This window comes from Pseudomonas abietaniphila (assembly GCF_900100795.1).
Lineage (GTDB): Bacteria > Pseudomonadota > Gammaproteobacteria > Pseudomonadales > Pseudomonadaceae > Aquipseudomonas > Aquipseudomonas abietaniphila.
Window position 1 is genome coordinate 1 of record NZ_FNCO01000003.1, and the last position, 22852, is coordinate 22852.

Annotated in this window: 18 protein-coding genes and 1 pseudogene; 10 read left to right on the top strand and 9 right to left on the bottom strand. The window is 60.6% G+C overall.

Annotated features, from left to right (window positions below):
- Both BLS87_RS06870 and BLS87_RS06875 read left to right on the top strand, forming a co-directional pair.
- Positions 1-369: pseudogene (locus BLS87_RS06870) on the top strand (threonine ammonia-lyase, biosynthetic); the annotation flags it as partial.
- Between the two features lie 522 nt (positions 370-891).
- Positions 892-1320, top strand: a complete 429-nt coding sequence (locus BLS87_RS06875) for a DUF2269 family protein (RefSeq protein WP_074751430.1) — start codon at positions 892-894, stop codon at positions 1318-1320.
- 37 nt (positions 1321-1357) lie between these two features.
- Here the strand turns inward: BLS87_RS06875 and BLS87_RS06880 are convergent, their stop codons facing one another.
- Positions 1358-2014, bottom strand: a complete 657-nt coding sequence (locus tag BLS87_RS06880; RefSeq protein WP_074751432.1) for a histidinol-phosphatase — start codon at positions 2012-2014, stop codon at positions 1358-1360.
- 165 nt (positions 2015-2179) lie between these two features.
- On the opposite strand from BLS87_RS06880, the gene BLS87_RS06885 reads away from it, so the two are divergent.
- Entirely contained in the window at positions 2180-2659 is a 480-nt protein-coding gene (locus BLS87_RS06885; protein WP_074751434.1) for an RNA pyrophosphohydrolase, read from the top strand.
- A gap of 21 nt (positions 2660-2680) precedes the next feature.
- Positions 2681-4960: a phosphoenolpyruvate--protein phosphotransferase gene (gene ptsP, locus BLS87_RS06890; RefSeq protein WP_074751436.1), complete on the top strand. Its 2280-nt coding sequence runs from the start codon at positions 2681-2683 to the stop codon at positions 4958-4960.
- A 137-nt stretch (positions 4961-5097) separates the two neighbouring features.
- Here the strand turns inward: ptsP and BLS87_RS06895 are convergent, their stop codons facing one another.
- A complete protein-coding gene (locus tag BLS87_RS06895; RefSeq protein WP_074751438.1) occupies positions 5098-5844 on the bottom strand; it encodes an NRDE family protein in 747 nt (248 codons plus the stop codon).
- Between the two features lie 115 nt (positions 5845-5959).
- Between BLS87_RS06895 and BLS87_RS06900 the strand changes: the two genes are divergently transcribed.
- From BLS87_RS06900 to BLS87_RS06920, 5 genes are all read left to right on the top strand, one after another.
- On the top strand, positions 5960-6742 hold the full coding sequence (locus BLS87_RS06900) for a sulfite exporter TauE/SafE family protein (protein ID WP_074751440.1): 783 nt from the start codon (positions 5960-5962) through the stop codon (positions 6740-6742).
- A 39-nt stretch (positions 6743-6781) separates the two neighbouring features.
- On the top strand, positions 6782-7594 hold the full coding sequence (gene lgt, locus BLS87_RS06905) for a prolipoprotein diacylglyceryl transferase (protein ID WP_074751442.1): 813 nt from the start codon (positions 6782-6784) through the stop codon (positions 7592-7594).
- Positions 7595-7651: 57 nt separating this feature from the next.
- Positions 7652-8485 carry a thymidylate synthase gene (locus BLS87_RS06910; RefSeq protein ID WP_074751444.1) on the top strand — a complete coding sequence of 278 codons (834 nt, stop codon included), beginning with the start codon at positions 7652-7654 and terminating at the stop codon, positions 8483-8485.
- Between the two features lie 962 nt (positions 8486-9447).
- The gene (gene cfa, locus BLS87_RS06915; RefSeq protein ID WP_074751446.1) at positions 9448-10605 is read left to right on the top strand and encodes a cyclopropane fatty acyl phospholipid synthase; all 1158 of its coding nucleotides are present in this window, start codon (positions 9448-9450) and stop codon (positions 10603-10605) included.
- Positions 10606-10889: 284 nt separating this feature from the next.
- A complete protein-coding gene (locus BLS87_RS06920) occupies positions 10890-12338 on the top strand; it encodes a catalase (RefSeq protein WP_074751448.1) in 1449 nt (482 codons plus the stop codon).
- Positions 12339-12605: 267 nt separating this feature from the next.
- On the opposite strand, the gene cadR is transcribed toward BLS87_RS06920, so the two are convergent.
- Together cadR and BLS87_RS35145 are read right to left on the bottom strand one after the other, a co-directional pair.
- Positions 12606-13064, bottom strand: coding sequence for a Cd(II)/Pb(II)-responsive transcriptional regulator (gene cadR / locus BLS87_RS06925; protein ID WP_074752157.1), 459 nt, complete (start codon positions 13062-13064; stop codon positions 12606-12608).
- A 138-nt stretch (positions 13065-13202) separates the two neighbouring features.
- Positions 13203-13331, bottom strand: a complete 129-nt coding sequence (locus BLS87_RS35145) for a hypothetical protein (RefSeq protein WP_425262211.1) — start codon at positions 13329-13331, stop codon at positions 13203-13205.
- Between BLS87_RS35145 and BLS87_RS06930 the strand changes: the two genes are divergently transcribed.
- A complete protein-coding gene (locus BLS87_RS06930; protein WP_425262206.1) occupies positions 13305-15488 on the top strand; it encodes a heavy metal translocating P-type ATPase in 2184 nt (727 codons plus the stop codon). The two genes, BLS87_RS35145 and BLS87_RS06930, sit on opposite strands and share 27 nt — an antisense overlap.
- Positions 15489-15860: 372 nt before the next feature.
- Here BLS87_RS06930 and hutG read toward each other — a convergent pair whose 3' ends face one another.
- The 5 genes from hutG to hutH (BLS87_RS06955) form a co-directional block, all read right to left on the bottom strand.
- Positions 15861-16664, bottom strand: a complete 804-nt coding sequence (gene hutG / locus BLS87_RS06935; protein WP_074751452.1) for an N-formylglutamate deformylase — start codon at positions 16662-16664, stop codon at positions 15861-15863.
- Positions 16665-16677: 13 nt separating this feature from the next.
- Positions 16678-17883 carry an imidazolonepropionase gene (hutI, locus tag BLS87_RS06940; RefSeq protein WP_074751454.1) on the bottom strand — a complete coding sequence of 402 codons (1206 nt, stop codon included), beginning with the start codon at positions 17881-17883 and terminating at the stop codon, positions 16678-16680.
- A gap of 150 nt (positions 17884-18033) precedes the next feature.
- Positions 18034-19440 (bottom strand): amino acid permease, encoded by a 1407-nt coding sequence (locus BLS87_RS06945; protein ID WP_074751456.1) that lies wholly within the window; start codon positions 19438-19440, stop codon positions 18034-18036.
- Between the two features lie 205 nt (positions 19441-19645).
- Entirely contained in the window at positions 19646-21169 is a 1524-nt protein-coding gene (gene hutH, locus BLS87_RS06950) for a histidine ammonia-lyase (RefSeq protein WP_074752158.1), read from the bottom strand.
- A gap of 23 nt (positions 21170-21192) precedes the next feature.
- Positions 21193-22842: a histidine ammonia-lyase gene (gene hutH, locus BLS87_RS06955; protein WP_083370630.1), complete on the bottom strand. Its 1650-nt coding sequence runs from the start codon at positions 22840-22842 to the stop codon at positions 21193-21195.
- Positions 22843-22852 lie beyond the last annotated feature (10 nt).

Below are 22852 nucleotides of genomic sequence, written 5' to 3' on the forward strand. Positions count from 1 at the left end.
AAGGCCTTGATCGCCAGCCTGACCGCGCAAGGCTTCCCGGTGCTGGACCTGACCGACAACGAACTGGCCAAGCTGCACCTGCGGCACATGGTGGGCGGGCATTCGGAACGGGTCAGCGATGAAGTGGTGTTCCGCTTCGAATTCCCCGAGCGACCGGGCGCGCTGTTCAACTTCCTCAACAAGCTGGGCGGCAAATGGAACATCTCGATGTTCCACTACCGCAACCATGGCGCAGCGGACGGACGCGTGGTCGCGGGGCTGGTGGTGCCGGAGGATGAACGGCATCTGGTGCCCAAGGCGCTGGCGGAGATTGGTTATCCGTACTGGGATGAGACGAACAACCCGGCGTACAAGTTGTTTCTGGGCTGATTGAGTAGCGCCCACTGTAGGAGCGCGCTTGCCCGCGAATGCGGTGAGTCAGTGAACACATCCATGGCTGACACACCGCATTCGCTGCCGTCGTAACCTCCGACGTCTCCCACATGAACCGGGCACACCCAGAACCCGCGGTTGCCGCAAGGCTTGTGACTGCCGCAGAACCTGTGGTTGCCTCAAATGTGCGGCTGGCGCAAACCTGTAACTGCCTCAAATGTGTGACTGGCGCAAACCTGTGGGAGCTGCTGGAGGTTACGACAGTGGCGAATGCGGTGGGTCAGTAAGCACATCCATGACTGACACACCGCATTCGCGAGCAAGCTCACTCCTACAGGTTTTGCGTTCACGCGCGATACGGGGTGAACTTACAGCACATTCGCGGGCAAGCGCGCTCCTACGCCTTCGGCAGAAGCAGGGCGCGACGTTTTCCGGGGAGATGCGTGATGACAGACCGACGCAACTTCCCGGCCACGACTACGCTCAAAGCACGGCTTCTCGATTAAGGATCAAACCCGCATGGAACACTTCGCTGCACTGAAAATCCTGCACACGGTTACCACCGCCTTGCTGTTCATCTGCGGGCTGGCGCTTACGGTCTGGATCGTTCGCGGGCGCAGGGCAGGGGATTTGACGGTACAGAATCGCGCCATGCAGCGGCCTTGGGTGTTCGTCTGGCTGTTGATGGGGTTGTGCTTATTGACCTTGCCCATCAGTGGCTGGTGGCTGGTGCATTACGCGGGGTGGTCGCTGGGGCAGACCTGGCTCCTGGCCGCGAGCATTCTCTATACCTTCGGCGCCTTGAGCTGGGCCTGGCTTGCGGTTCGGGTCAACCGGCTGCGTCGGCCGGTGATCGTGGGCAATCCGACGTTCACCCTGGCGCTGGCGATCTTCAGTGCCGTGTGTTTCGTCGCGATCGCCGGATTGATGGGCGCCAAACCCGTCTAGAGCAACGTCGATACGACGTGCCCCAGTGCGGGCCTCTTCAGTCGCGCAGCGAAATCACTGGCCAGCCGCGACGGGTGGCCTCCGCCCGCAATTTGTCGTCCGGATCGACCGCCACCGGATTCGCGACCTGCTCCAGCAGGGGCAGGTCGTTCATCGAGTCGCTATAGAAATAGCTGCCTTCCAGGTTGAAGCCGTTCTCTTCGATCCACCGGTTCAGGCGAGTGACCTTGCCTTCGCGGAAGCAAGGCACGTCAGTGGTCCGACCGGTGTAGCGGCCCCCGACGATCTCGCATTCGGTGGCCAGCAGCGTGTCGATGCCCAGGCGATCAACGACCGGGGCGGTCACGAAGCGGTTCGTCGCGGTGATCACCACCAGTTTGTCGCCCGCAGTACGGTGTTTCTCGATCAGCGCCAGCGCCTTGGGCAGGATCAACGGCTCGATGCAGTCGCGCATGAAGTCACGATGCCATTCGTCGAGCTGTGCCATGTCGGTGCGGCCGAGAATTTCCAGGCTGAAATTCAGGTAGTCGGTCAGGTTCAGAGTGCCGGCCAGGTAGTCCTGGTAAAAGGCGTCGTTACGCGCTTTGTAGGCGGCACCGTCAAGGATGCCGCGTTCGCACAGGTAATCGCCCCAAGCGTGATCGCTGTCACCGCCGAGAAGGGTGTTGTCGAGGTCGAATAATGCCAGGCGCATGCGGTTACTCGCTGAAATAGCTAAAAAAAGAGCACAAGAATACGAGGTTTCATCAAGAGATCGCATCTATTAATGCAGTTGTCACGATAAGCTGTCGAAGCCTCGTTGCTGCCCTCACGATCTTTGTGGAACAATGCGGCGACATGCGTTTGCGAGGTTGTAGCCGTGATCGACCCCGATGGTTTCCGCCCTAATGTCGGGATAATTCTGACAAATGATGCTGGCCAGGTCTTATGGGCTCGCCGTATCAATCAAGATGCCTGGCAGTTTCCGCAAGGGGGAATCAACCCTCAGGAGACGCCGGAAGACGCGCTCTACCGTGAATTGAACGAAGAAGTCGGGCTGGAACGGCATGATGTTGAAATTCTTGCCTGCACCCGTGGTTGGTTGCGCTATCGTCTGCCGCAACGTTTGGTTCGTACCCACAGCCAGCCGCTGTGTATTGGCCAGAAGCAAAAATGGTTTCTCCTGCGCCTGATCTCCAATGAGCAGCGGGTGCGGATGGATTTGACCGGTAAACCGGAGTTCGATGGCTGGAAGTGGGTCAGCTATTGGTATCCGTTGGGCCAGGTGGTGACATTCAAGCGCGAGGTGTACCGACGCGCACTCAAAGAGCTTGCCCCGCGCCTGTTGGCGCGCGACTGACACGGAGTTCGACCCCGAGCCATGCTCAATACGCTGCGCAAGATCGTCCAGGAAGTTAACTCCGCCAAGGATCTCAAGGCGGCGTTGGGGATTATTGTGTTACGCGTCAAAGAGGCCATGAGCAGCCAGGTCTGCTCGGTCTATTTGCTCGACCCCGAAAGCAATCGTTTCGTGTTGATGGCCACAGAGGGCTTGAACAAGCGCTCTATCGGCAAAGTCAGCATGGCCCCCAATGAGGGTCTCGTCGGCCTGGTCGGTACGCGCGAAGAGCCGCTGAACCTGGAAAACGCCGCCGATCACCCTCGTTATCGCTACTTTGCCGAAACCGGCGAAGAGCGTTATGCGTCTTTCCTCGGTGCGCCGATCATCCACCATCGCCGTGTGGTTGGCGTTCTGGTGATTCAGCAAAAGGAGCGTCGTCAGTTCGACGAAGGCGAAGAAGCCTTCCTCGTGACCATGAGTGCGCAGCTTGCCGGTGTTATCGCCCACGCTGAAGCCACGGGCTCGATTCGCGGATTGGGGCGCCAAGGCAAGGGCATCCAGGAAGCCAAGTTCGTCGGCGTGCCGGGATCGCCGGGTGCGGCGGTCGGTACGGCGCTGGTCATGCTCCCGCCAGCCGACCTGGAAGTGGTGCCGGACAAGACCGTCACCGACATAAGCGCCGAGCTTAAGCTCTTTCAGAACGCCCTTGAGGGCGTTCGTAGCGATATGCGTACCCTTTCGGCGAAGTTGGCGACCCAATTGCGCCCGGAAGAGCGCGCGTTGTTCGACGTCTACCTGATGATGCTCGACGATGCCTCGCTGGGCAGCGAAGTCACCAACGTGATCAAGACCGGCCAGTGGGCTCAGGGCGCATTGCGTTCGGTGGTCAATGAGCACGTCAAACGTTTCGAATTGATGGACGACGCCTACCTGCGCGAGCGTGCATCGGATGTCAAAGACCTCGGCCGTCGTCTGCTGGCGTACCTTCAAGAAGCGCGTCAGCAAGCCCTGGTCTATCCCGATAACACCATTCTGGTCAGTGAAGAGCTGACGCCGGCGATGCTGGGCGAGGTGCCGGAGGGCAAGCTGGTCGGCCTGGTGTCGGTATTGGGTTCGGGTAACTCCCACGTCGCGATTCTGGCCCGGGCCATGGGCATTCCCACGGTCATGGGCGCGGTCGATCTGCCGTATTCGAAGGTCGATGGCATCGAGCTGATCGTCGACGGCTACCACGGCGAGGTCTACACCAACCCGAGTGAAGTGCTGCGTAAGCAGTACTCGGTGGTGGTCGAGGAAGAGCGTCAGCTGTCTCAGGGCCTGGACGCGTTACGCGAGTTGCCCTGCGTCACGCTGGACGGTCACCGCATGCCGTTGTGGGTCAACACCGGTCTTCTGGCAGATGTGGCGCGCGCTCAACAGCGCGGCGCTGAAGGCGTTGGTCTGTACCGCACCGAAGTCCCGTTCATGATCAACCAGCGCTTCCCGAGCGAGAAGGAACAGCTGGCGATCTACCGCGAGCAACTGGCCGCGTTCCATCCCTTGCCCGTGACCATGCGGACGCTGGACATCGGCGGTGACAAGGCGCTGTCTTATTTCCCGATCAAGGAAGACAACCCGTTTCTGGGCTGGCGCGGCATTCGCGTTACCCTCGATCACCCGGAGATCTTCCTGGTGCAGACCCGCGCCATGCTCAAGGCCAGCGAAGGCTTGAACAATCTGCGGATCCTGCTGCCGATGATTTCCGGCACGCACGAAACAGAAGAAGCCCTGCACTTGATCCACCGTGCATGGGGCGAAGTGCGCGACGAAGGCACCGATGTGCCGATGCCGCCAGTGGGTGTGATGATTGAGGTCCCTGCGGCGGTCTATCAGACCCGCGAGTTGGCGCGTCAGGTGGACTTCCTGTCGGTAGGCTCCAACGACCTGACTCAGTACCTGCTGGCGGTCGACCGGAACAACCCGCGCGTGGCCGATCTGTACGACTACTTGCACCCGGCGGTGCTGCAGGCGCTGCAAAATGTGGTGCGCGACGCGCATGCCGAGGGCAAGCCGGTCAGTATCTGCGGCGAAATGGCGGGTGATCCGGCCGCTGCGGTGCTGTTGATGGCGATGGGTTTCGACAGCCTGTCGATGAACGCCACCAACTTGCCGAAAGTGAAATGGATGCTGCGTCAGATCAACCTGAGCAAGGCCAAGGAACTCTTGGCCCAACTGATGAAAAACGACAATCCGCAGGTCATCAGCAGCTCGCTGCAGCTGGCGCTGAGGAATCTCGGGTTGTCGCGGATGATCAATCCTTCTTCAGTCAAAGGGCATTGATCGGTAGTCAATCCTCTAAAATACCCTCTGTGGGAGCGAATTCATTCGCGAGAGGCGGGTAAATTCGACACATGTCTGTCGGATGCACCACCGTATCGCGAATGAATTCGCTCCCGCAGAAAATCCCCTTCTGTCCGTTAAATCGCCAACTCCACCTCACCCAATCGCCCGCCATACGGCCCGAAACTGTGCTCGATCAATCGCCGACTGCCATCGGCGTTGACGATCAGCACCGTGCTCGCGCGCGTGCCGTAGTTGGGGCTGGCGATGAACACGCTGGACAGCAGTTTCTCGGTGGCCAGGCCCACGCCGGTGTTGGGCAAGTCGGCGTCGGCGGCCGCGTCGGGGTCGGCCAGGAACCTGAACAACGCGTCAGGCTGCGGGTCGTCCAGGTGTTCGGAAAGCGCGGCCTTGGCTTTCGTCAGTTTCGGCCATGGCGTATCGAGCCCGGCGTTGGAGACACCGTAGACGCCGGCCTGCAAGCGGCGGGGCACGGGATCGGTGGCGTTGAGAAAGTGCAGCTCCTGACGATCACCCACCAGTAGATTGAAGCCGCCGTACTCTGTCGAACGCCCGGCGACCTCGCTCAGGTATTGGTCAATCGACAATGAACCGCTCAAAAAATGAGCAACGAGTTCACCCCGGGAGCGTCGGCCCAAGGGCTTTCCCGGGGCGCGAATATTGGTCAGTGCCGCAAAACGCCCCTGCGCACTGACGCCCAGCCAGGTGCCGCCTGCCTCCAGATCACGCCCGGCGTAAACGTGCGGCGTCTCTTCCCATTGCGCGAGGGGCAGGGTCGGACGGGCATAGAATTCGTCACGATTGGCCGCCAGGATCAGCGGTTGTGAGTGGTCAGGTCGCCAGGCGAAGACGATCAGGCACATGCGGGGCCTCCTTTTTTCGCCACTCTACGCACAGATCCGGCGGACATCCATCGCGCGCTGCTAGAGGTCAATTGCCGGGTCCGGTAACATGCCGCACTGGTTTTCGGAGGCACCCATGGAATTTCTGCTCTATCTGGCCCTGGGCGCCTGCGCGGGCGTGCTGGCTGGCCTGTTCGGTGTGGGTGGCGGCATCATCATCGTTCCGGTGTTGGTGTTCAGCTTCACGCTGCAAGGGTTCGACGCTTCCGTTCTGACGCACCTGGCGGTGGGCACCTCGCTGGCCACCATCGTCTTCACCTCGATCCAGTCGGTCCGCGCGCATCATCGCGTGGGGGCCGTGCAGTGGCGGGTGTTCGCCTGGATGACCGTGGGGATTCTGATCGGTGCAGGGCTCGGCTCGCTGACGGCCAGCTACATTGCCGGGCCTAATTTGCAGAAAATCATCGGGGTGTTCGCCATTCTGGTGGCGATCCAGATGGCGCTGGACTTCAAACCCAAGGCCAGTCTGGGCGTGCCCGGCAAACCGGGTTTGACCGCGGCAGGCGTGGTGATCGGTTGGGCATCGGCGATTTTCGGCATCGGCGGCGGTTCGCTCACGGTGCCGTTTCTCACGTGGCGCAGTCTGACCATGCAGCAAGCCGTCGCGACATCATCGGCCTGTGGGTTTCCCATCGCGGTGGCCAGTGCCATAAGTTTCATGATTCTTGGGTGGCACGACCCCATGTTGCCACCGCATAGTTTGGGTTTCGTGTATTTGCCCGCCTTGATTGGCATTGCCGTAACTAGCATGTTTTTCGCCCGTTTCGGCGCGAAGCTGGCGCACAAACTGTCACCCAGGGTGCTGAAACGACTGTTCGCGCTGTTGCTGGTAGTGGTCGGTACAAGTTTTCTGATTTGATCTGTCGCTCCCCGAGCGTCCTATTTTTAAGGAGTCGCAATGCTGCCTTACCCGCAGATTGACCCGGTAGCCGTGGCCATCGGTCCGCTGCAAATTCACTGGTACGGCCTGATGTATCTGGTCGGCATCGGCAGTGCCTGGTTTCTGGCTTCACGTCGTCTGAATCGATTCGACCCGACGTGGACCAAGGAAAAACTCTCGGACATGATCTTCTGGGTCGCAATGGGTGTGATCGTCGGAGGGCGGCTGGGCTACGTGCTGTTCTATGACCTGCCTAACTACATCGCCAACCCGCTGCTGATCTTCGAGGTGTGGAAGGGCGGCATGGCGTTCCACGGTGGCTTCATCGGTGTGATGATCGCGACCTACTGGTTCGGCAAGCGCAACGGCAAGTCGTTCTTCCAGTTGATGGACTTCATCGCGCCGATGGTGCCGATCGGCCTGGGCGCCGGGCGCATCGGTAACTTCATCAATGGCGAATTGTGGGGCAAACCGACCGACTTGCCGTGGGCCATGGTTTTCCCGCCGTACAGCGACCCTGCACAGCTGCCGCGTCATCCGTCGCAGCTCTACCAGTTCGCGCTGGAAGGTGTGGGATTGTTCGTCATTCTTTACTTCTTTTCGCGCAAGCCGCGTCCGACCATGGCTGTTTCCGGCATGTTCGCGCTGTTCTACGGGATTTTCCGCTTCGTCGTGGAGTTCGTTCGCGTGCCGGATGCCCAGTTGGGTTACTTGGCCTGGGGTTGGGTCACCATGGGTCAGATCCTCAGCCTGCCGATGATCATTGGTGGTCTGGTGTTGATCTGGCTGGCGTACCACCGCGCGCCTGCTGCCAACAAGGCAGCCGTTTGATTTGAATGGCCGGGCCTGCACGCCCGGCGGATTCACCGATACAGAGGGCCTTTGGGCATGAAGCAATACCTTGAGCTGTTACAGGACGTCATTGCCAACGGGACGCGTAAGGGCGACCGCACCGGCACCGGCACCACCGCTGTGTTCGGTCGTCAGATTCGCCACAACCTGGCCGATGGTTTCCCGCTGCTGACCACCAAGAAGCTGCACTTCAAGAGCATCGCCAACGAGCTCATCTGGATGCTCAGTGGCAACACCAACACCAAATGGTTGAACGAAAATGGCGTGACCATCTGGGATGAGTGGGCGACCGAAGAGGGCGATCTGGGGCCTGTCTACGGCGCGCAATGGACCGGCTGGCCAACGAAGGACGGCGGGAAGATCAACCAGATCGACTACATGGTCGACTGCCTGAAAAACAACCCGAACAGCCGCCGCATCCTGTTCCACGGCTGGAACACCGAATACCTGCCCGACGAGAAACTCTCGCCGCAGGAGAACGTGAAGGCCGGGCGTCAGGCGCTGGCGGTGTGTCATCTGCTGTACCAGGCGTTCGTTGCCGACGGCAAGCTGTCCATGCAGTTGTACATTCGCAGCTCCGACGTGTTCCTCGGCCTGCCGTACAACATCGCCGCATTGGCGCTGCTGACCCATATGCTGGCCCAGCAATGCGACCTGATCCCCCACGAGATCATCGTGAGTCTGGGTGATACCCATGCGTATTCGAACCACGAAGAGCAGATTGCAACCCAACTGACCCGTACGCCCAAAAAGCTGCCTCAGTTGAAGATCAACCGTCGCCCGGAAAGCATCTACGACTACCGCTTCGAAGATTTCGAAATCGTGGGCTACGACGCCGACCCGAGCATCAAGGCACCGGTGGCCGTTTAAGTCGAATGCTCGTAACCTCGGACTGCTCCTACAGGGATCGCGTGACGCGATGGTGGCTACCCAACACAAACCGTGTGGGAGCTGCAGGAGGTTACGACGGTGGCGAATGCGGTCTATCACCCGCCAGAAGTGCGTTGACTGCACCGGCCTCTTCGCGGCCCTCGTAACCTCGGACTGCTCCTACAGGGACCGCGTGACGCGATGGTGGCTGCCCGGCACAAACCTTGTGGGAGCTGCAGGAGGTTACGACGGTGGCGAATGCGGTCTATCACCCGCCAGAAGTGCGTTGACTGTACCGGCCTCTTCGCGGCCCTCGTAACCTCGGACTGCTCCTACAGGGATCGCGTGACGCGATGGTGGCTACCCAACACAAACCGTGTGGGAGCTGCAGGAGGTTACGACGGTGGCGAATGCGGTCTATCACCCGCCAGAAGTGCGTTGGCTGTACCGGCCTCTTCGCGGCCCTCGTAACCTCGGACTGCTCCTACAGGGACCGCGTGACGCGATGGTGGCTGCCCAACACAAACCGTGTGGGAGCTGCAGGAGGTTACGACGGTGGCGAATGCGGTCTATCACCCGCCAGAAGTGCGTTGACTGTACCGGCCTCTTCGCGGCCCTCGTAACCTCGGACTACTCCTACAGGGATCGCGGCGGTTTGATGCTTGCGGTGCACTACCCGCCGAGAAGGATTTCTGAGATTCCAGATTACGTATAAAATCGCACAAACCTTCTATGTTCTAACCGGTACGAACTTGTTTTGTCCTGGTTTATATGTCGGTGTGGAAGTTTGTATTGTTGCAGTTGTGTAATAACTGTTTTGCAGGGTGGTAAACAAAATTGTCTTGATAGATATTTTCAATCTACAGATTGAAACTATCGAGTTTAAATCCGTTGAATGTTTGTTCTATAGTCGGCGTCTACCCGAAAGTCTTAGCCTGACACGCGTTTGGAAATAGCCATCCATGACCACGACGAACTTCAGCACTGACACCTTCTCCGACCACACCTCCGGTCTTTATCGCACCGCCGCAAGAATACTCAACGAAGCCGGGATCCAGATTAATGGAGCGGCCCCTTCGGATATCCGTTTCAATGGTCCAGGCGTTATCGAAAGGGCGTTTGCGCAAGGGAATCTGGGGTTGGGCGAGGCGTACATGGATGGCCAGTGGGACAGCGAACATCTGGACGAGTTTTTCCACCGGTTGCTCAAGACCGGGATGACCGATGATGTGAAACCCGTCCGCCTGGTGTTGTATGCACTGATGGCGAAGTTCATGAACCGTCAGAACATCAAACGTTCCAAAACGGTCGGCGAAGTGCATTACGACCTTGGCAACGAATTCTATTCGACCATGCTCGATTCACGAATGACCTACACCTGTGGGTATTGGGAGAACGCGAGCAATCTGGAAGAAGCGCAAGCCGCCAAGCTGGACCTGATATGCCGCAAACTTCAATTGAAGCCGGGTATGCGGGTGTTGGACATCGGCTGTGGTTGGGGAAGCTTCATGAGTTACGCCGCTGAACACTACGGTGTGGAGGCAGTGGGCGTGAGCATTTCCAAAGAGCAGATCGCCTGGGCCAAAGAGCGGTACAAGGACCTGCCACTGGAGTTCCGCTTCCAGGACTATCGCGAACTGGACGAGCCGTTCGATGCCATCGCCAGTGTCGGCATGTTTGAACACGTAGGTCGCAAGAACCACCGTGAATACATGGAACTGGCCCACCGTTGTTTGAAACCGGGTGGATTGTTTCTGTTGCACACCATCGGCAAGAACCAGCGCAATTCTTATCCTGATCCCTGGATCGACAAATACATATTCCCCAACGGTGATCTGCCGTCGATAGGCCAGATGGGCGATGCCATGGACGGGTTGTTTGTCGTCGAAGACTTGCACAACTTCGGTTCCGATTACGACAAGACACTGATGGCCTGGCACGACAACTTCATGAAAGCCTGGCCGCAGTTCGAGGCGCAGTTGGGTGAGCGCTTCTTCCGCATGTGGCGTTATTACCTGCTGTCTTGCGCCGGGGCGTTCCGGGCACGAGACATTCAGCTGTGGCAGTGGGTCCTGTCCAAAGGCGGCGTGCCACACGGCTACCATCGCAGCCAGATCTGAGCCTAGCTATCTGTAGGAGCGCGCTTGCCCGAGATGAACGATGACGAGTTCTGCCTGAGGGACCGCGTTGTTTTTTTCGCGGGCAAGCGCGCTCCTACATTGCGGCAGCGTCATCACTGCACGCTATCGATCAATAAATAACCGATTGAATTCCTCTATTCACCCAGTGCGGACTCACAATGAGCGTATGCGCCGGGTTTTCCTTATCGTTCTCTCCATCGGACAGACAAAGGTCGGCTTCAACAGAGGTCGCCCAAACAGTGATCATCTGTGGAGAAAAGCGCATGAGCAACAAACTGACGACCGCATTCGGCGCCCCCGTAGTCGATAACCAGAACATCCAGACCGCTGGCCCGAACGGCCCTGCGCTGCTGCAGGATGTCTGGTTCCTGGAAAAGCTGGCTCACTTTGATCGCGAAGTGATCCCGGAGCGCCGCATGCACGCCAAAGGCTCGGGCGCATTCGGCACCTTCACGGTGACCCACGACATCACCCAATACACCCGTGCAAAACTCTTCTCGCAGGTCGGCAAGCAGACTGAAATGTTCGCCCGCTTCTCTACCGTTGCCGGTGAGCGTGGCGCGGCGGACGCCGAACGCGACATCCGTGGTTTTGCGCTGAAGTTCTACACCGAAGAAGGCAACTGGGACCTGGTCGGCAACAACACACCAGTGTTCTTCCTGCGCGATCCGCTCAAATTCCCGGACCTGAACCACGCCGTGAAACGCGATCCACGCACCGGGATGCGCAGCGCCGAGAACAACTGGGACTTCTGGACTCAGCTGCCTGAGTCGTTCCACCAGGTCACTGTGGTCATGAGTGAGCGCGGTATTCCGCGCAGCTACCGTGAGATGCACGGTTTCGGCAGCCACACCTACAGCTTCCTGAACGCGCAGCATGAGCGCTTCTGGGTGAAGTTCCACTTCGTCTCGCAGCAAGGCATCGCCAACCTGAGCGACGACGAAGCACAGGATCTGGTCGGTCGTGACCGTGAGTCGCACCACCGTGACCTGTACGAGAACATCGAGAGCGGCAACTTCCCGCGCTGGAAACTGTTCGTGCAGATCATGCCGGAGAAGGAAGCAGGCGCGTATCACATCAACCCGTTCGACCTGACCAAAGTCTGGCCGAAGGCTGATTACCCGCTGATCGAAGTGGGTGTGTTCGAGCTGAACCGCAACCCGGAAAACAACTTTGCCGACGTCGAACAGGCTGCCTTCGCGCCTTCCAGCGTTGTGCCGGGCATCAGCTTTTCGCCAGACAAGATGCTGCAAGGCCGGTTGTTCTCCTACGGTGATGCGCAGCGCTATCGTTTGACCGTCAACTTCCACCAGATCCCGGTGAACTCGCCACGGGCTGCGCTGCACGTGAACAGCTACCACCGCGACGGCGTGATGCGGATCGACGGTAATCGCGGCGGCATGACCTCATACGAGCCCAACACCAAGGGCGCGTTCGTGGAACAACCTGACTTCAGAGAGCCACCGCTCTCTATCGAAGGCGCGGCGGGGCACTGGAATCACCGTGTGGATGACGACTACTTCTCGCAGGCGGGCAACCTGTTCCGCAACATGAGCCCGACAGAGAAACAGTCCCTGTTCGACAACACCGCTCGCTCACTGCGCGGTGTGTCGGCTCCGATCATTCAGCTGCACATCAAGCACTGCACCCTGGCGGATGCGGCGTACGGCGCTGGCGTGACGGAGGCGATTGAGCGCATTCACCACGGTTGATCACCGTTAAAACAACGCCCCCGACCTGACACGCAGGTTGGGGGCGTTTTCATTGTAGGAGCGTGGCTTGTCCCGCGATCGGCGGGGAACCCGTCGTGAAACCTGCGTACCCGACCTGGCGCACAGGTTGGGGGCGTTTTTATGTCCGCAGGTTGACGCGTCCAATGTAGGAGCGCGCTTGCCCGCGATGGGGAGTCTCAGTGACGAATATGTCGATTTGAGGACCCTTATCGCGGGCAAGCGCGCTCCTACAATGGATCGCATTGATCAATGCCCGTGGCTTCTGCCCACATGGGACTGCTCAACCTCAGGCGTGACCACGCTGCCGCTCACTTCCAGCCGATCCAGAATCCCGCAATGGTCCGGCGCACCTTCACTGCAACGCTGGCGCAGATCGACCAGCTGCTCCTGTAATGCCTGCAAGCTGGCGATGCGCGCGCTGACGTGCTGGATATGCTCGTCGATCAGGGCGTTCACGTTCTCGCACTGATCCTGCGGGCTGTCGCGCAGGGTCAGCAGGCTGCGGATTTCATCCAGGGTCATGTCCAGGCTGCGGCAGTTGCGAATGAACGTCAGGCGCTCGACGTGCTCTTGGGTGTACAGCCGATAATTGCCTTCGCTACGTGCGGGTTCAGCCAGCAGCCCCTCACGCTCGTAATAACGGATGGTTTCCACCGGGCAGTCGGTGAGTTTGGCCAGTTCGCCGATCTTGAAAGACGCGTTCATGGTCATCGGTCTCAAATGGTGTCTTGACCCTATAGTGGCTACAGGGTGTTCACTTGGCAACACGCACCTTTAGAGACTCAACCCATGAGTGACTCTGTACACAAACATTCGCCTCAACGTCCGCTTGATCATGCGCATTCAGATCATGACCATGCCGGGCACGATCACTCGGCCCATGGGCATGACCACGATCACGATCACGCTGCCGACAATCATTCGGCTCCAGTGAAATTCACCCCCGTGGTTAAGCACGAGCACCACGCGCATTCCTGCTGCTCCCACGAAAGCGCCCCGGCCGTCGTGAGCGTTGGCAATGGCTCCACGGAAAACGCGCAGCTGAGCAGTTTCCGCATCGAAGCCATGGACTGCCCGACCGAGCAGACGTTGATCCAGAACAAGCTGGGCAAGATGTCCGGCATCCAGAAGCTGGAATTCAACCTGATCAATCGCGTGCTCGGCGTCTGGCATGAGTTGCCATCCACCGACCCCATCCGCGAGGCCATCGGGTCGTTGGGCATGCAGGCTGATTTGATCGAGCAGGGCGCCGACAGTGAAACGGCGTCGTTGCCGGCGCCTAGTAAGCCTTGGTGGCCGCTGGCGCTGTCGGGCGTCATGGCAGTAGCGGCTGAGGTCATTCACTTCACCGATGCCGCCCCGAACTGGGTGGTGGCGATCATTGCTCTGGTCGCCATTCTCAGCGGCGGCTTGACCACCTATAAAAAGGGCTGGATTGCGCTCAAGAACTTCAACCTGAACATCAATGCGCTGATGAGCATTGCCGTCACCGGTGCCGTGCTGATCGGGCAATGGCCGGAAGCAGCGATGGTGATGTTCCTGTTCACCGTGGCTGAACTGATCGAGGCCAAATCCCTTGATCGCGCGCGCAATGCCATTGGCGGTCTGATGCAGCTCACGCCTGAAACCGCGACCGTGCAGCAGGACGGTCAGTGGGTGGAGGTCGAGGTCAAGCAGATCGCGCTGGGCAGCCTCGTGCGGGTCAAACCGGGTGAGCGTATCGGTCTGGACGGCGAGGTGGTTTCAGGTCAGTCGACGATCGACCAGGCGCCGATCACGGGTGAGAGCCTGCCGGTGGAAAAAACCGTGGGCGACAAGGTGTTCGCGGGCACCATCAATCAGGCCGGCTCGCTGGAATACGCGGTGACGGCGGCTGCGAACAACTCGACGCTGGCGCGGATCATTCATGCGGTCGAAGCGGCTCAAGGCGCGCGTGCGCCGACGCAACGTTTCGTCGACAGTTTCTCGAAAATCTATACGCCTGCCGTGTTCTTGCTCGCCTTGGCGGTGGCGGTCATTCCGCCGCTGTTCATGGGCGCGGCCTGGTTTGACTGGATTTACCGCGCACTGGTGTTGCTGGTAGTGGCGTGTCCGTGTGCGCTGGTGATTTCTACACCGGTGAGCATTGTCAGCGGCCTGGCGGCTGCGGCGCGCAAAGGGATTCTGGTGAAGGGCGGCGTCTACCTGGAAATGGGCCATAAGCTCGATTACCTGGCGCTGGACAAGACGGGGACCATTACCCATGGCAAGCCGGTCCAGACCGACTACGTGTTACTCGATGAGGCGTTCGGCGAGAAAGCCGTGGCGATTTCGGCAAGCCTGGCGGGGCGTTCCGATCACCCGGTTTCTCAGGCCATCGCCACGTCGGCCCGGTTGGACGTGCATCTGCAGGTGGACGCCTTCGAAGCGCTCAGCGGACGCGGCGTGAAAGGTGAAGTCGAAGGGCGGTTGTACCACTTGGGCAACCACCGTCTGGTGCATGAGGCTGGGCTGTGTTCGCCTGAGCTTGAGGCGCGTCTCGAGGCGCTGGAAAGCCAGGGCAAAACGGTGGTGTTGCTGTTTGATGAGACGGGTCCGCTGGCGCTGTTCGCAGTCGCCGATACCGTCAAGGACAGCAGCCGCGAGGCCATCGCGCAACTGCATGCGCTGGGCGTGAAGACCGTGATGCTCACGGGCGATAACCCGCACACAGCCAAAGCGATTGCGGCCCAGGTGGGTATCGATCAGGCGCAGGGCAACCTGTTGCCGACTGACAAGCTGCAAGCTATCGAGGATCTTTATGCGAAGAATCACCGTGTCGGCATGGTCGGCGACGGGATCAACGACGCACCGGCGCTGGCGCGTGCGGAGATCGGGTTTGCCATGGCGGCGGCGGGGACCGACACCGCGATAGAAACGGCTGATGTCGCCTTGATGGACGATGATTTGCGCAAGATCCCGGCGTTTATCCGGCTGTCGCGAGACACCTCGGCGGTGCTCAGGCAAAACATTGCGCTGGCGCTGGTGATCAAAGTGATCTTCCTGGCCGTGACCTTTGCGGGTGTCGCGACCATGTGGATGGCGGTGTTCGCCGACATGGGCGTGAGCCTGCTGGTGGTGTTCAACGGGTTGCGGTTGTTGAGGAAGTAAGCAGTCCCGCGCCTATGTGGGTACACCGAACTGTATCCCGGCTTGCTGGCGAATGCGGTGGGTCAGCACCCTCCACAGTGACTGACACTCCGCGTTCGCTGCCCTCGTAACCTCGGACGTCTCCCACAGGATCCGGGTTGACGCACGAACGTGTGTTCACCTCAGACCTGTGGGAGCGAGCCTGCTCGCGAATGCATCTGACCCGTCACCGCTGCGGTGCCTGAACGGACGTCTTCGCGAGCAAGCTACAACCTTGATCGTGCCCTCGCTTGGCGTGGGCACGCCCGACCCGGTCGCTCCGCGTCCAGTGACGCGGAGCGTCACAGAATTTATGCCCACGCTCCGCGGGGTACGATCATCACAGAGGGCGTTTTACTTTCTGTACTTCTCGCGTCCCCAGGCGATCATGCCTTCGAGCAACGCCTTCAACACCTCGCGGGTTGGCTCTGCCAGGTCCGCGCGGTAATGAAAGGGTACGAACTCCTCCATGTACGTGCTTTGCACCAGTTCCAGTTGAACGGCGTGGATGTGTTCGGCCGGGTTGCCGTAATGACGCGTTATGTGGCCGCCCTTGAAGCGCCCGTTGAGCACGTGGCTGTAGAGCTTTGCGGCGGCGCAGGTGGCTTCCAGACGATGAGCCAGCGACTCGTCGCAGCTGGCGCCGTTGAATGTGCCGAGGTTGAAGTCCGGCAGGCGGCCGTCGAACAGGTGCGGGATGTGCCCGCGAATCGAATGCGCATCAAACAGCAGGGCATAGCCGAACTCGTCGCGCAGACGCTCCAGCTCGTTGCGCAACGTGTCGTGGTACGGCATCCAGATCTGCTCCAGGTACGTCGCGCGCTCTTCCTTGCTCGGCGTTTTGCCTTCTTTGAAGAGCGGATCGCCCTCGAACAGTGTCGACGGGAACAGCCCTGTGGTGGCGCCGGCGTACAGCGGCGTGTCGTCGGACGGGCGATTGAGGTCGATCACGAAGCGTGAATATTCGGCGCTCAACACGCTTGCGCCCAGGTCATCTGCGAAGTCGTAGAGGCGCGGGATGTGCCAGTCGGTGTCCGGCAGGCTCACGGCCTCGTCGACCAGGCCCTCACGCACGGTCGGCGTCAGGTTCAGGCCAGGGTGCGGCATGCTGATCAGCAGCGGTACGCGACCGCGAGTGAAACTCAGAACCTTGTCCACAGTAGTCTCCCGATTAAAAGGTGCTCTCGACGCCGTGACGCACGACGCGTTTTTCAAGATCGCCGCCGAGCCAGTACGCCAGGTCAGCCGGCCGTTCAATGTTCCAGGCGACAAAGTCCGCGACCTTGCCGGCTTCCAGCGAACCATGGGTGTCGGCCATGCCCAATGCCTTGGCCGCGTGAATCGTGGCGCCTGCCAGTGCTTCTTCCGGCGTCATGCGGAACAGCGTGCACGCCATGTTCAGCATCAGTCGCAGCGACAGGCCCGGCGAGGTGCCGGGGTTGAGGTCGGTGGCGATGGCGATCTTCACGCCGTGCTTGCGCAAGGCGTCCATCGGCGGCAGCTGGGTTTCGCGCAGGAAATAGAAAGCGCCCGGCAACAGCACGGCCACCGTGCCAGAGGCGGCCATGGCGATGGCATCTTCTTCGGTCATGAACTCCAGGTGATCAGCGGACAGCGCTTGATAACGCGCGGCCAGACTCGACCCGTGCAGCGACGACAATTGCTCGGCATGCAGTTTCACGGGCAGGCCGAGTTGCCCTGCCGTGATGAAGACCTGCTCGACCTGTTCGGTCGAAAAGGCCAGGTATTCGCAGAAGGCATCGACCGCATCCACCAGATTTTCCGCTGCCAGTGCGGGCAACATTTCACTGCAGATGTGGGCGATGTAATCGTCGGCGCGATCTTTGTATTCCGGCGGCAGTGCGTGAGCCGCAAGGCAGGTATTGCGCACCGTGACGGGCAGTTGTTCGCCGAGTTGGCGCGCAACGCGCAGCATCTTGCGCTCGCTGGCGAGGTCCAGGCCGTAGCCGGATTTGATTTCCACCGTGGTCACGCCGTCCTTGAGCAATTGCTGCAAACGGCGCTTGGCGCTGGCGAACAGCTCTTCTTCGCTGGCGGCTCGGGTGGCGCGCACGGTACTGGCGATGCCGCCACCCGCCGCTGCGATTTCCGCATAGCTGACGCCCTGCAGGCGCTGCTCGAACTCGCCGCTGCGATTGCCACCGAACACGGTGTGGGTATGGCAGTCGATCAGGCCGGGCGTGACCCAGGCGCCCTTCAAGTCCACGGTCTTGATGTCGCCCTGATCCGGCAGCTCGGCGTGCGGGCCGATCCAGGCGATGTGCGCGCCTTCGGTCACGATGGCGGCATCCTCAATGATCGAGTAAGTGCCGTTCGCCATGCTTGCGACGTGACAGTTTTGCCAGAGCGTTTTCATCATTGCCTCCCAGAGTCTTGAATGGTGTCTTGCGCGCCATGCGCAGAACCCTGTGGGAGCGAATTCATTCGCGAGAGGCCCTTACATTCGATAGATATCTACTGGATGTAATACTGCATCGCGAATGAATTCGCTCCCACAGGCTGTATGTCAGTCAACGAATCGGCGTTTCGCCTCGGGGTTGCTCCTCTGCTGACCTGGCTTTACCCACACCGAATAAGCGATCACCAGCAACACGATCCACACGGCGCCGACCACCAGGGCGCCCTGGGTGTCGGGGAAATACCCCAGCACGCCGAACACGAACACCATGAAAGCTGTTGCCACGATCGGTGCCACCGGCCAGAACGGCACCGGGAACTTGAGCTGCGCGACTTCATCGGCGCTCATCGAGCGGCGCATTGCGATTTGGGTAACCAGAATCATCAGCCACACCCAAACCGTGGCAAAGGTCGCGATGGACGCAATCAGCAGGAACACGTTTTCCGGAATCAGGTAGTTCAACACCACGCCGCAGAGCAGGGCAGCGCCCATCACCAGCACGGTCATCCACGGCACGCCATTGGCCGATAATTGCGCAAAGCCTGCGGGGGCCTGGCCCTGTTTCGCAAGGCCGTACATCATGCGTCCGGCACCGAAGATGTCGCTGTTGATCGCCGACACGGCGGCGGAGATCACTACGATGTTGAGGATGATGGCCGCAGAGGAAATCCCCAGATGGTCGAAAATCTGGACGAACGGGCTGCCTTGATCGCCGATCTGGTGCCACGGATACAGTGACATCAATACGAACAGCGTCAGCACGTAAAACAACAGAATGCGCAGCGGCACCGCGTTGATCGCACGGGGAATCACGCGCTCCGGGTTGCGCGCTTCGCCGGCTGCAACGCCAATGATTTCGATGCCGCCGAAGGCGAACATCACTACCGCCAGCGACGCGACGAGGCCGCCAATGCCGTTGGGCATGAAGCCGCCCTGTGTCCAGAGATTGCTCACGTGGCTCACGGATTCGCCAGACGCCGAACCGATGCCGAACAGCATGATGCCGAAGCCCGCCAGAATCATCGCAATGATTGCGCCGACCTTGAGCAGCGACAGCCAGAATTCCAGCTCGCCGAAGACTTTGACGCTGCACAGGTTGAGCGCGCCGATCAGGAAGACAATGCCCAGCACCCAGATCCAGCGCGGGACGTCTGGAAACCAGAAACCCATGTAAATGCCGAAGGCGGTGACATCCGCCAGGCAGACGATGATCATCTCGAAGGCGTAGGTCCAGCCCAGGACGAAGCCTGCCAGCGGACCCAGATATGTCGTGGCGTACTGGCCGAAAGAGCCTGACACCGGGTTGCGCACGGCCATTTCGCCGAGCGCACGCATGACCATGTACACCATGGCCCCCGCGATGAGGTAGACCAGCAGGACCGCGGGCCCCGCAAGCTTGATGGCAGAGGCCGAGCCGTAGAACAGCCCGGTGCCGATGGCCGAACCCAGCGCCATGAAGCGAATGTGACGAGCGCTGAGCCCGCGTTTCAGATCTGTTGCGTTTTGCGGTTTCATTTCACACTTTCCTAGTCTTTCTTTGCTGTGAAACGAAGGTGAGTACACAAGTCCCTGTAGGAGCGCGCTTGCCCGCGATTGCAGTGTGTCAGCCAATGCATTCATGTCTGACCCACCGCCATCGCGGGCAGGCGCGCTCCTACAAAAGAACAGCGTCATGCCTTCACCCTCATTCCAACGACAGGCCCTCCTGGCCTGTCACCGATCAGAAACTCGGTAGCAGATCAGCAGAAACCAGCTCGCTCAGGCAGTTCGAAGCCAGCAGATCAGTGGCGGCTTCGATGTCTGGCGCGAAGAAGCGGTCTTTTTCGTAGAACGGTACTTTGCCGCGCAGGGTGGTGCGGGCCGTTTCCAGTTTTTGAGAGGTCTTCAGGCCGTTACGCAGGTCCAGGCCCTGACACGCAGCCAGCCATTCTACAGCCAGCACGCCTCGGGTGTTCTCTGCCATTTCCCAGAGGCGCTTGCCGGCCGCCGGGGCCATCGACACGTGGTCTTCCTGGTTGGCGGATGTCGGCAGGCTGTCGACGCTGTGCGGATGCGCCAGTGCCTTGTTTTCACTGGCCAGGGCCGCTGCCGTCACCTGCGCGATCATGAAGCCGGAGTTCACGCCGCCATTGGCCACCAGGAACGGCGGCAGTTGCGACATGTGCTTGTCCATCATCAGCGAGATGCGCCGCTCGCTCAGCGAGCCGATTTCAGCGATGGCCAGTGCGATGTTGTCAGCGGCCATGGCCACAGGCTCGGCATGGAAGTTACCGCCCGAGATCACTTCGCCTTCCGCCGCGAACACCAACGGGTTGTCCGACACAGCGTTGGATTCGATCGCCAGCACTTCAGCGGCCTGACGCAGTTGAGTCAGGCAGGCGCCCATGACTTGCGGCTGGCAACGCAGCGAGTACGGGTCCTGCACCTTGTCGCAGTCGCGATGGGACTCGGAAACCTCGCTGCCGTCACCCAGCAGGTCACGGTAGGCGGCAGCGGCGTCGATCTGACCGCGCTGGCCACGGGCAGCATGAATGCGCGGGTCGAACGGTGCACGTGAGCCGAGCACCGCTTCAACCGTGAGGGCGCCGCAGCTCAAGGCGCCCGCGAACAGGTCTTCACCTTCGAACAGGCCACGCAGCGCATACGCGGTCGACACCTGGGTGCCGTTGAGCAGCGCCAGACCTTCCTTGGCCGCCAGCGTCAGCGGCGTGAGACCGGCGACGGCCAGCGCTTCGACCGCATTCAGCCATTGGCCTTTGTAACGCGCCTTGCCTTCGCCCAGCAGCACCAGCGACATGTGGGCCAGTGGCGCCAGGTCGCCGGATGCACCGACCGAACCCTTGAGCGGGATATGTGGATACACCTGGGCGTTGATCAGGGCGATCAATGCATCGATGACCTGACGGCGAATGCCGGAGAAACCACGGCTCAGGCTGTTGACCTTGAGCACCATGATCAAACGCACGAGCTCATCGCTGAGCGGCGCGCCGACGCCCGCTGCGTGCGACAGCACCAGGGAACGCTGAAGGTTTTCCAGGTCGGCGCTGGCGATGCGGGTCGAGGCCAGCAGGCCGAAGCCGGTGTTGATGCCGTAGGCCGTGCGCTTTTCGGCCAGGATTTGCTCGACGCACGCCACGCTGTTGTCGATCTGCTGATCGGCGCTGGCGTCCAGTGTGAGGGTCACGGGTTGCTGATAGATCGCGCGCAGTTGCGCCAGGGTCAACTGGCCGGGGATCAGGTTCAGCGGGTTTGCCTGTTGGGTATTCGTCACGATGCTGCTACTCCTTCGTTGATGTCGGTCGTGAGCCCTGAACTGGCTCCTGCCTGTTCTGCGCTTATGGCGCCTGGGCTACGACTGTGGCGGGTGTTGTGGTCGTTGTGCGTCTGCGCGTAATCGCGGCAGACCTGAAATACGGTTTCCAAGGACTCTTCGTTCTTGAGCAGCGTCACGCTGCTGGCGATGTCCGGCGCCAGCCAGCGGTCCTCGTCGTAGGCCGGCACGCGCTCACGCAGCAGACGCCAGGCCACTTCGGTGCCCACGCCGAAGCGCGGGCCTTTGAAGAACTCGAACGCCTGAGCCGCCAGCAGGTACTCGATGGCGAGGATCTGCGTGACGTTCTCCAGCACCTTGTGCAGCTTCAAGGCGGCGCTGGTGCCCATGCTCAGATGATCTTCCTGCAGGCCGGACGTGACGTAGTTGTCGATGACCGCCGGCTGCGCCAATTGGCGGTTTTCGGCGCACAGCGAGGCCGCGACGTACTGCACGATCATCATCCCGGAGTTGACGCCCGGCTGGCTCACCAGAAACGCGGGCAGTCCGCTGACGGTCGGATTGATCAGGCGATCCAGACGCCGCTCGGCGATCGAGCCCAGTTCGGCCATGGCGATGGCAAGCAGGTCGGCCGCCATCGCGACGGACTGGCCGTGCGGGTTCGCCTGAGACACCACGCGGTAAGCGTCCGGGGTGCCCAGCAGTAACGGGTTGTCGGTGGCCGAATTGAGCTCGGTTTCGATCTGTCGCGTGGCATGCGTGAGCTGATCGCGGGTCGCGCCGTGGACCTGCGGGATCGAGCGGATGCTCAAGGCGTCCTGCGTGCGAATGCCCTTGCTGTTGGCGAGCACTTCGCTGCCCGCCAGCAGACCACGCAGGTTCTTGCCGACTTGCTGCATGCCGGGGTGCGGCTTGAGCGCAATGATTTCTTCATCGAAGGCGTCAAGTTGACCGCGCAGGCCCTCGAAGGTCATGGCGCTGATCACGTCCGCCCATTGCATCAGGCGGTTCACGTCGGCGATGGCCAGGCAACTGAGGCCGGTCATGCACGGCGTGCCGTTGACCAGGCACAGACCGTCCTTGGCACCCAGCTCAACCGGTGACAGGCCTTCTTCGCTCAAGGCTTGCAGCGCGGAGATGATCTGGCCGCGATAACTCACCTGGCCGACGCCCAGCAGCGCGATGCCGATGTGCGCCATGTGGGTGAGGTAACCGACCGAACCCTGAGAGGGCACTTGTGGGGTGATGCGGTGGTTGAGCAGGGCGATCAGCGCTTCGACCACCTGACGGTGAATCCCCGATTTGCCCTGGCTGTAATTGATGATCGCGGCGCAGATGATCGCGCGGGTCTGCTCATCGGGCAGCGCTGCACCCACACCGCACGCATGGCTGAGCAGCGTGTTGCGTGACAGGCGGCTCAGCTGCTCGCCTTCCAGCGACACGTTGCACAGCGCGCCCAGACCGGTGTTGACGCCGTACGCGCGCTCACCGCTGGTGACAATGCGCTGCACGATGGCCTGAGCATTGTCGATGCGCGCCCAGGCGTTTTCCGAGAGGGTCAACGTGGCGCCGTGACGGGCCACGGCGGTAACGTCCTGCCAGGTGACCAGGCGATCGCCGATGATGATCTGTTCCGCTCGCGACATGACTGCAACC

Bases quoted from the DNA above. Each gene is read 5' to 3' on its own strand.
- BLS87_RS06910 (WP_074751444.1), top strand. From the start codon at position 7,652: ATGAAGCAATACCTTGAGCTGTTACAGGACGTCATTGCCAACGGGACG.
- cfa (WP_074751446.1), top strand. From the start codon at position 9,448: ATGACCACGACGAACTTCAGCACTGACACCTTCTCCGACCACACCTCC.
- BLS87_RS06900 (WP_074751440.1), top strand. From the start codon at position 5,960: ATGGAATTTCTGCTCTATCTGGCCCTGGGCGCCTGCGCGGGCGTGCTG.
- lgt (WP_074751442.1), top strand. From the start codon at position 6,782: ATGCTGCCTTACCCGCAGATTGACCCGGTAGCCGTGGCCATCGGTCCG.
- BLS87_RS06895 (WP_074751438.1), bottom strand. From the start codon at position 5,844: ATGTGCCTGATCGTCTTCGCCTGGCGACCTGACCACTCACAACCGCTG.
- ptsP (WP_074751436.1), top strand. From the start codon at position 2,681: ATGCTCAATACGCTGCGCAAGATCGTCCAGGAAGTTAACTCCGCCAAG.
- cadR (WP_074752157.1), bottom strand. From the start codon at position 13,064: ATGAACGCGTCTTTCAAGATCGGCGAACTGGCCAAACTCACCGACTGC.
- BLS87_RS06945 (WP_074751456.1), bottom strand. From the start codon at position 19,440: ATGAAACCGCAAAACGCAACAGATCTGAAACGCGGGCTCAGCGCTCGT.
- BLS87_RS06920 (WP_074751448.1), top strand. From the start codon at position 10,890: ATGAGCAACAAACTGACGACCGCATTCGGCGCCCCCGTAGTCGATAAC.
- hutH (WP_083370630.1), bottom strand. From the start codon at position 22,842: ATGTCGCGAGCGGAACAGATCATCATCGGCGATCGCCTGGTCACCTGG.
- BLS87_RS35145 (WP_425262211.1), bottom strand. From the start codon at position 13,331: ATGCGCGTGGTGCTCGTGCTTAACCACGGGGGTGAATTTCACTGGAGC.
- BLS87_RS06880 (WP_074751432.1), bottom strand. From the start codon at position 2,014: ATGCGCCTGGCATTATTCGACCTCGACAACACCCTTCTCGGCGGTGAC.
- hutI (WP_074751454.1), bottom strand. From the start codon at position 17,883: ATGAAAACGCTCTGGCAAAACTGTCACGTCGCAAGCATGGCGAACGGC.
- BLS87_RS06875 (WP_074751430.1), top strand. From the start codon at position 892: ATGGAACACTTCGCTGCACTGAAAATCCTGCACACGGTTACCACCGCC.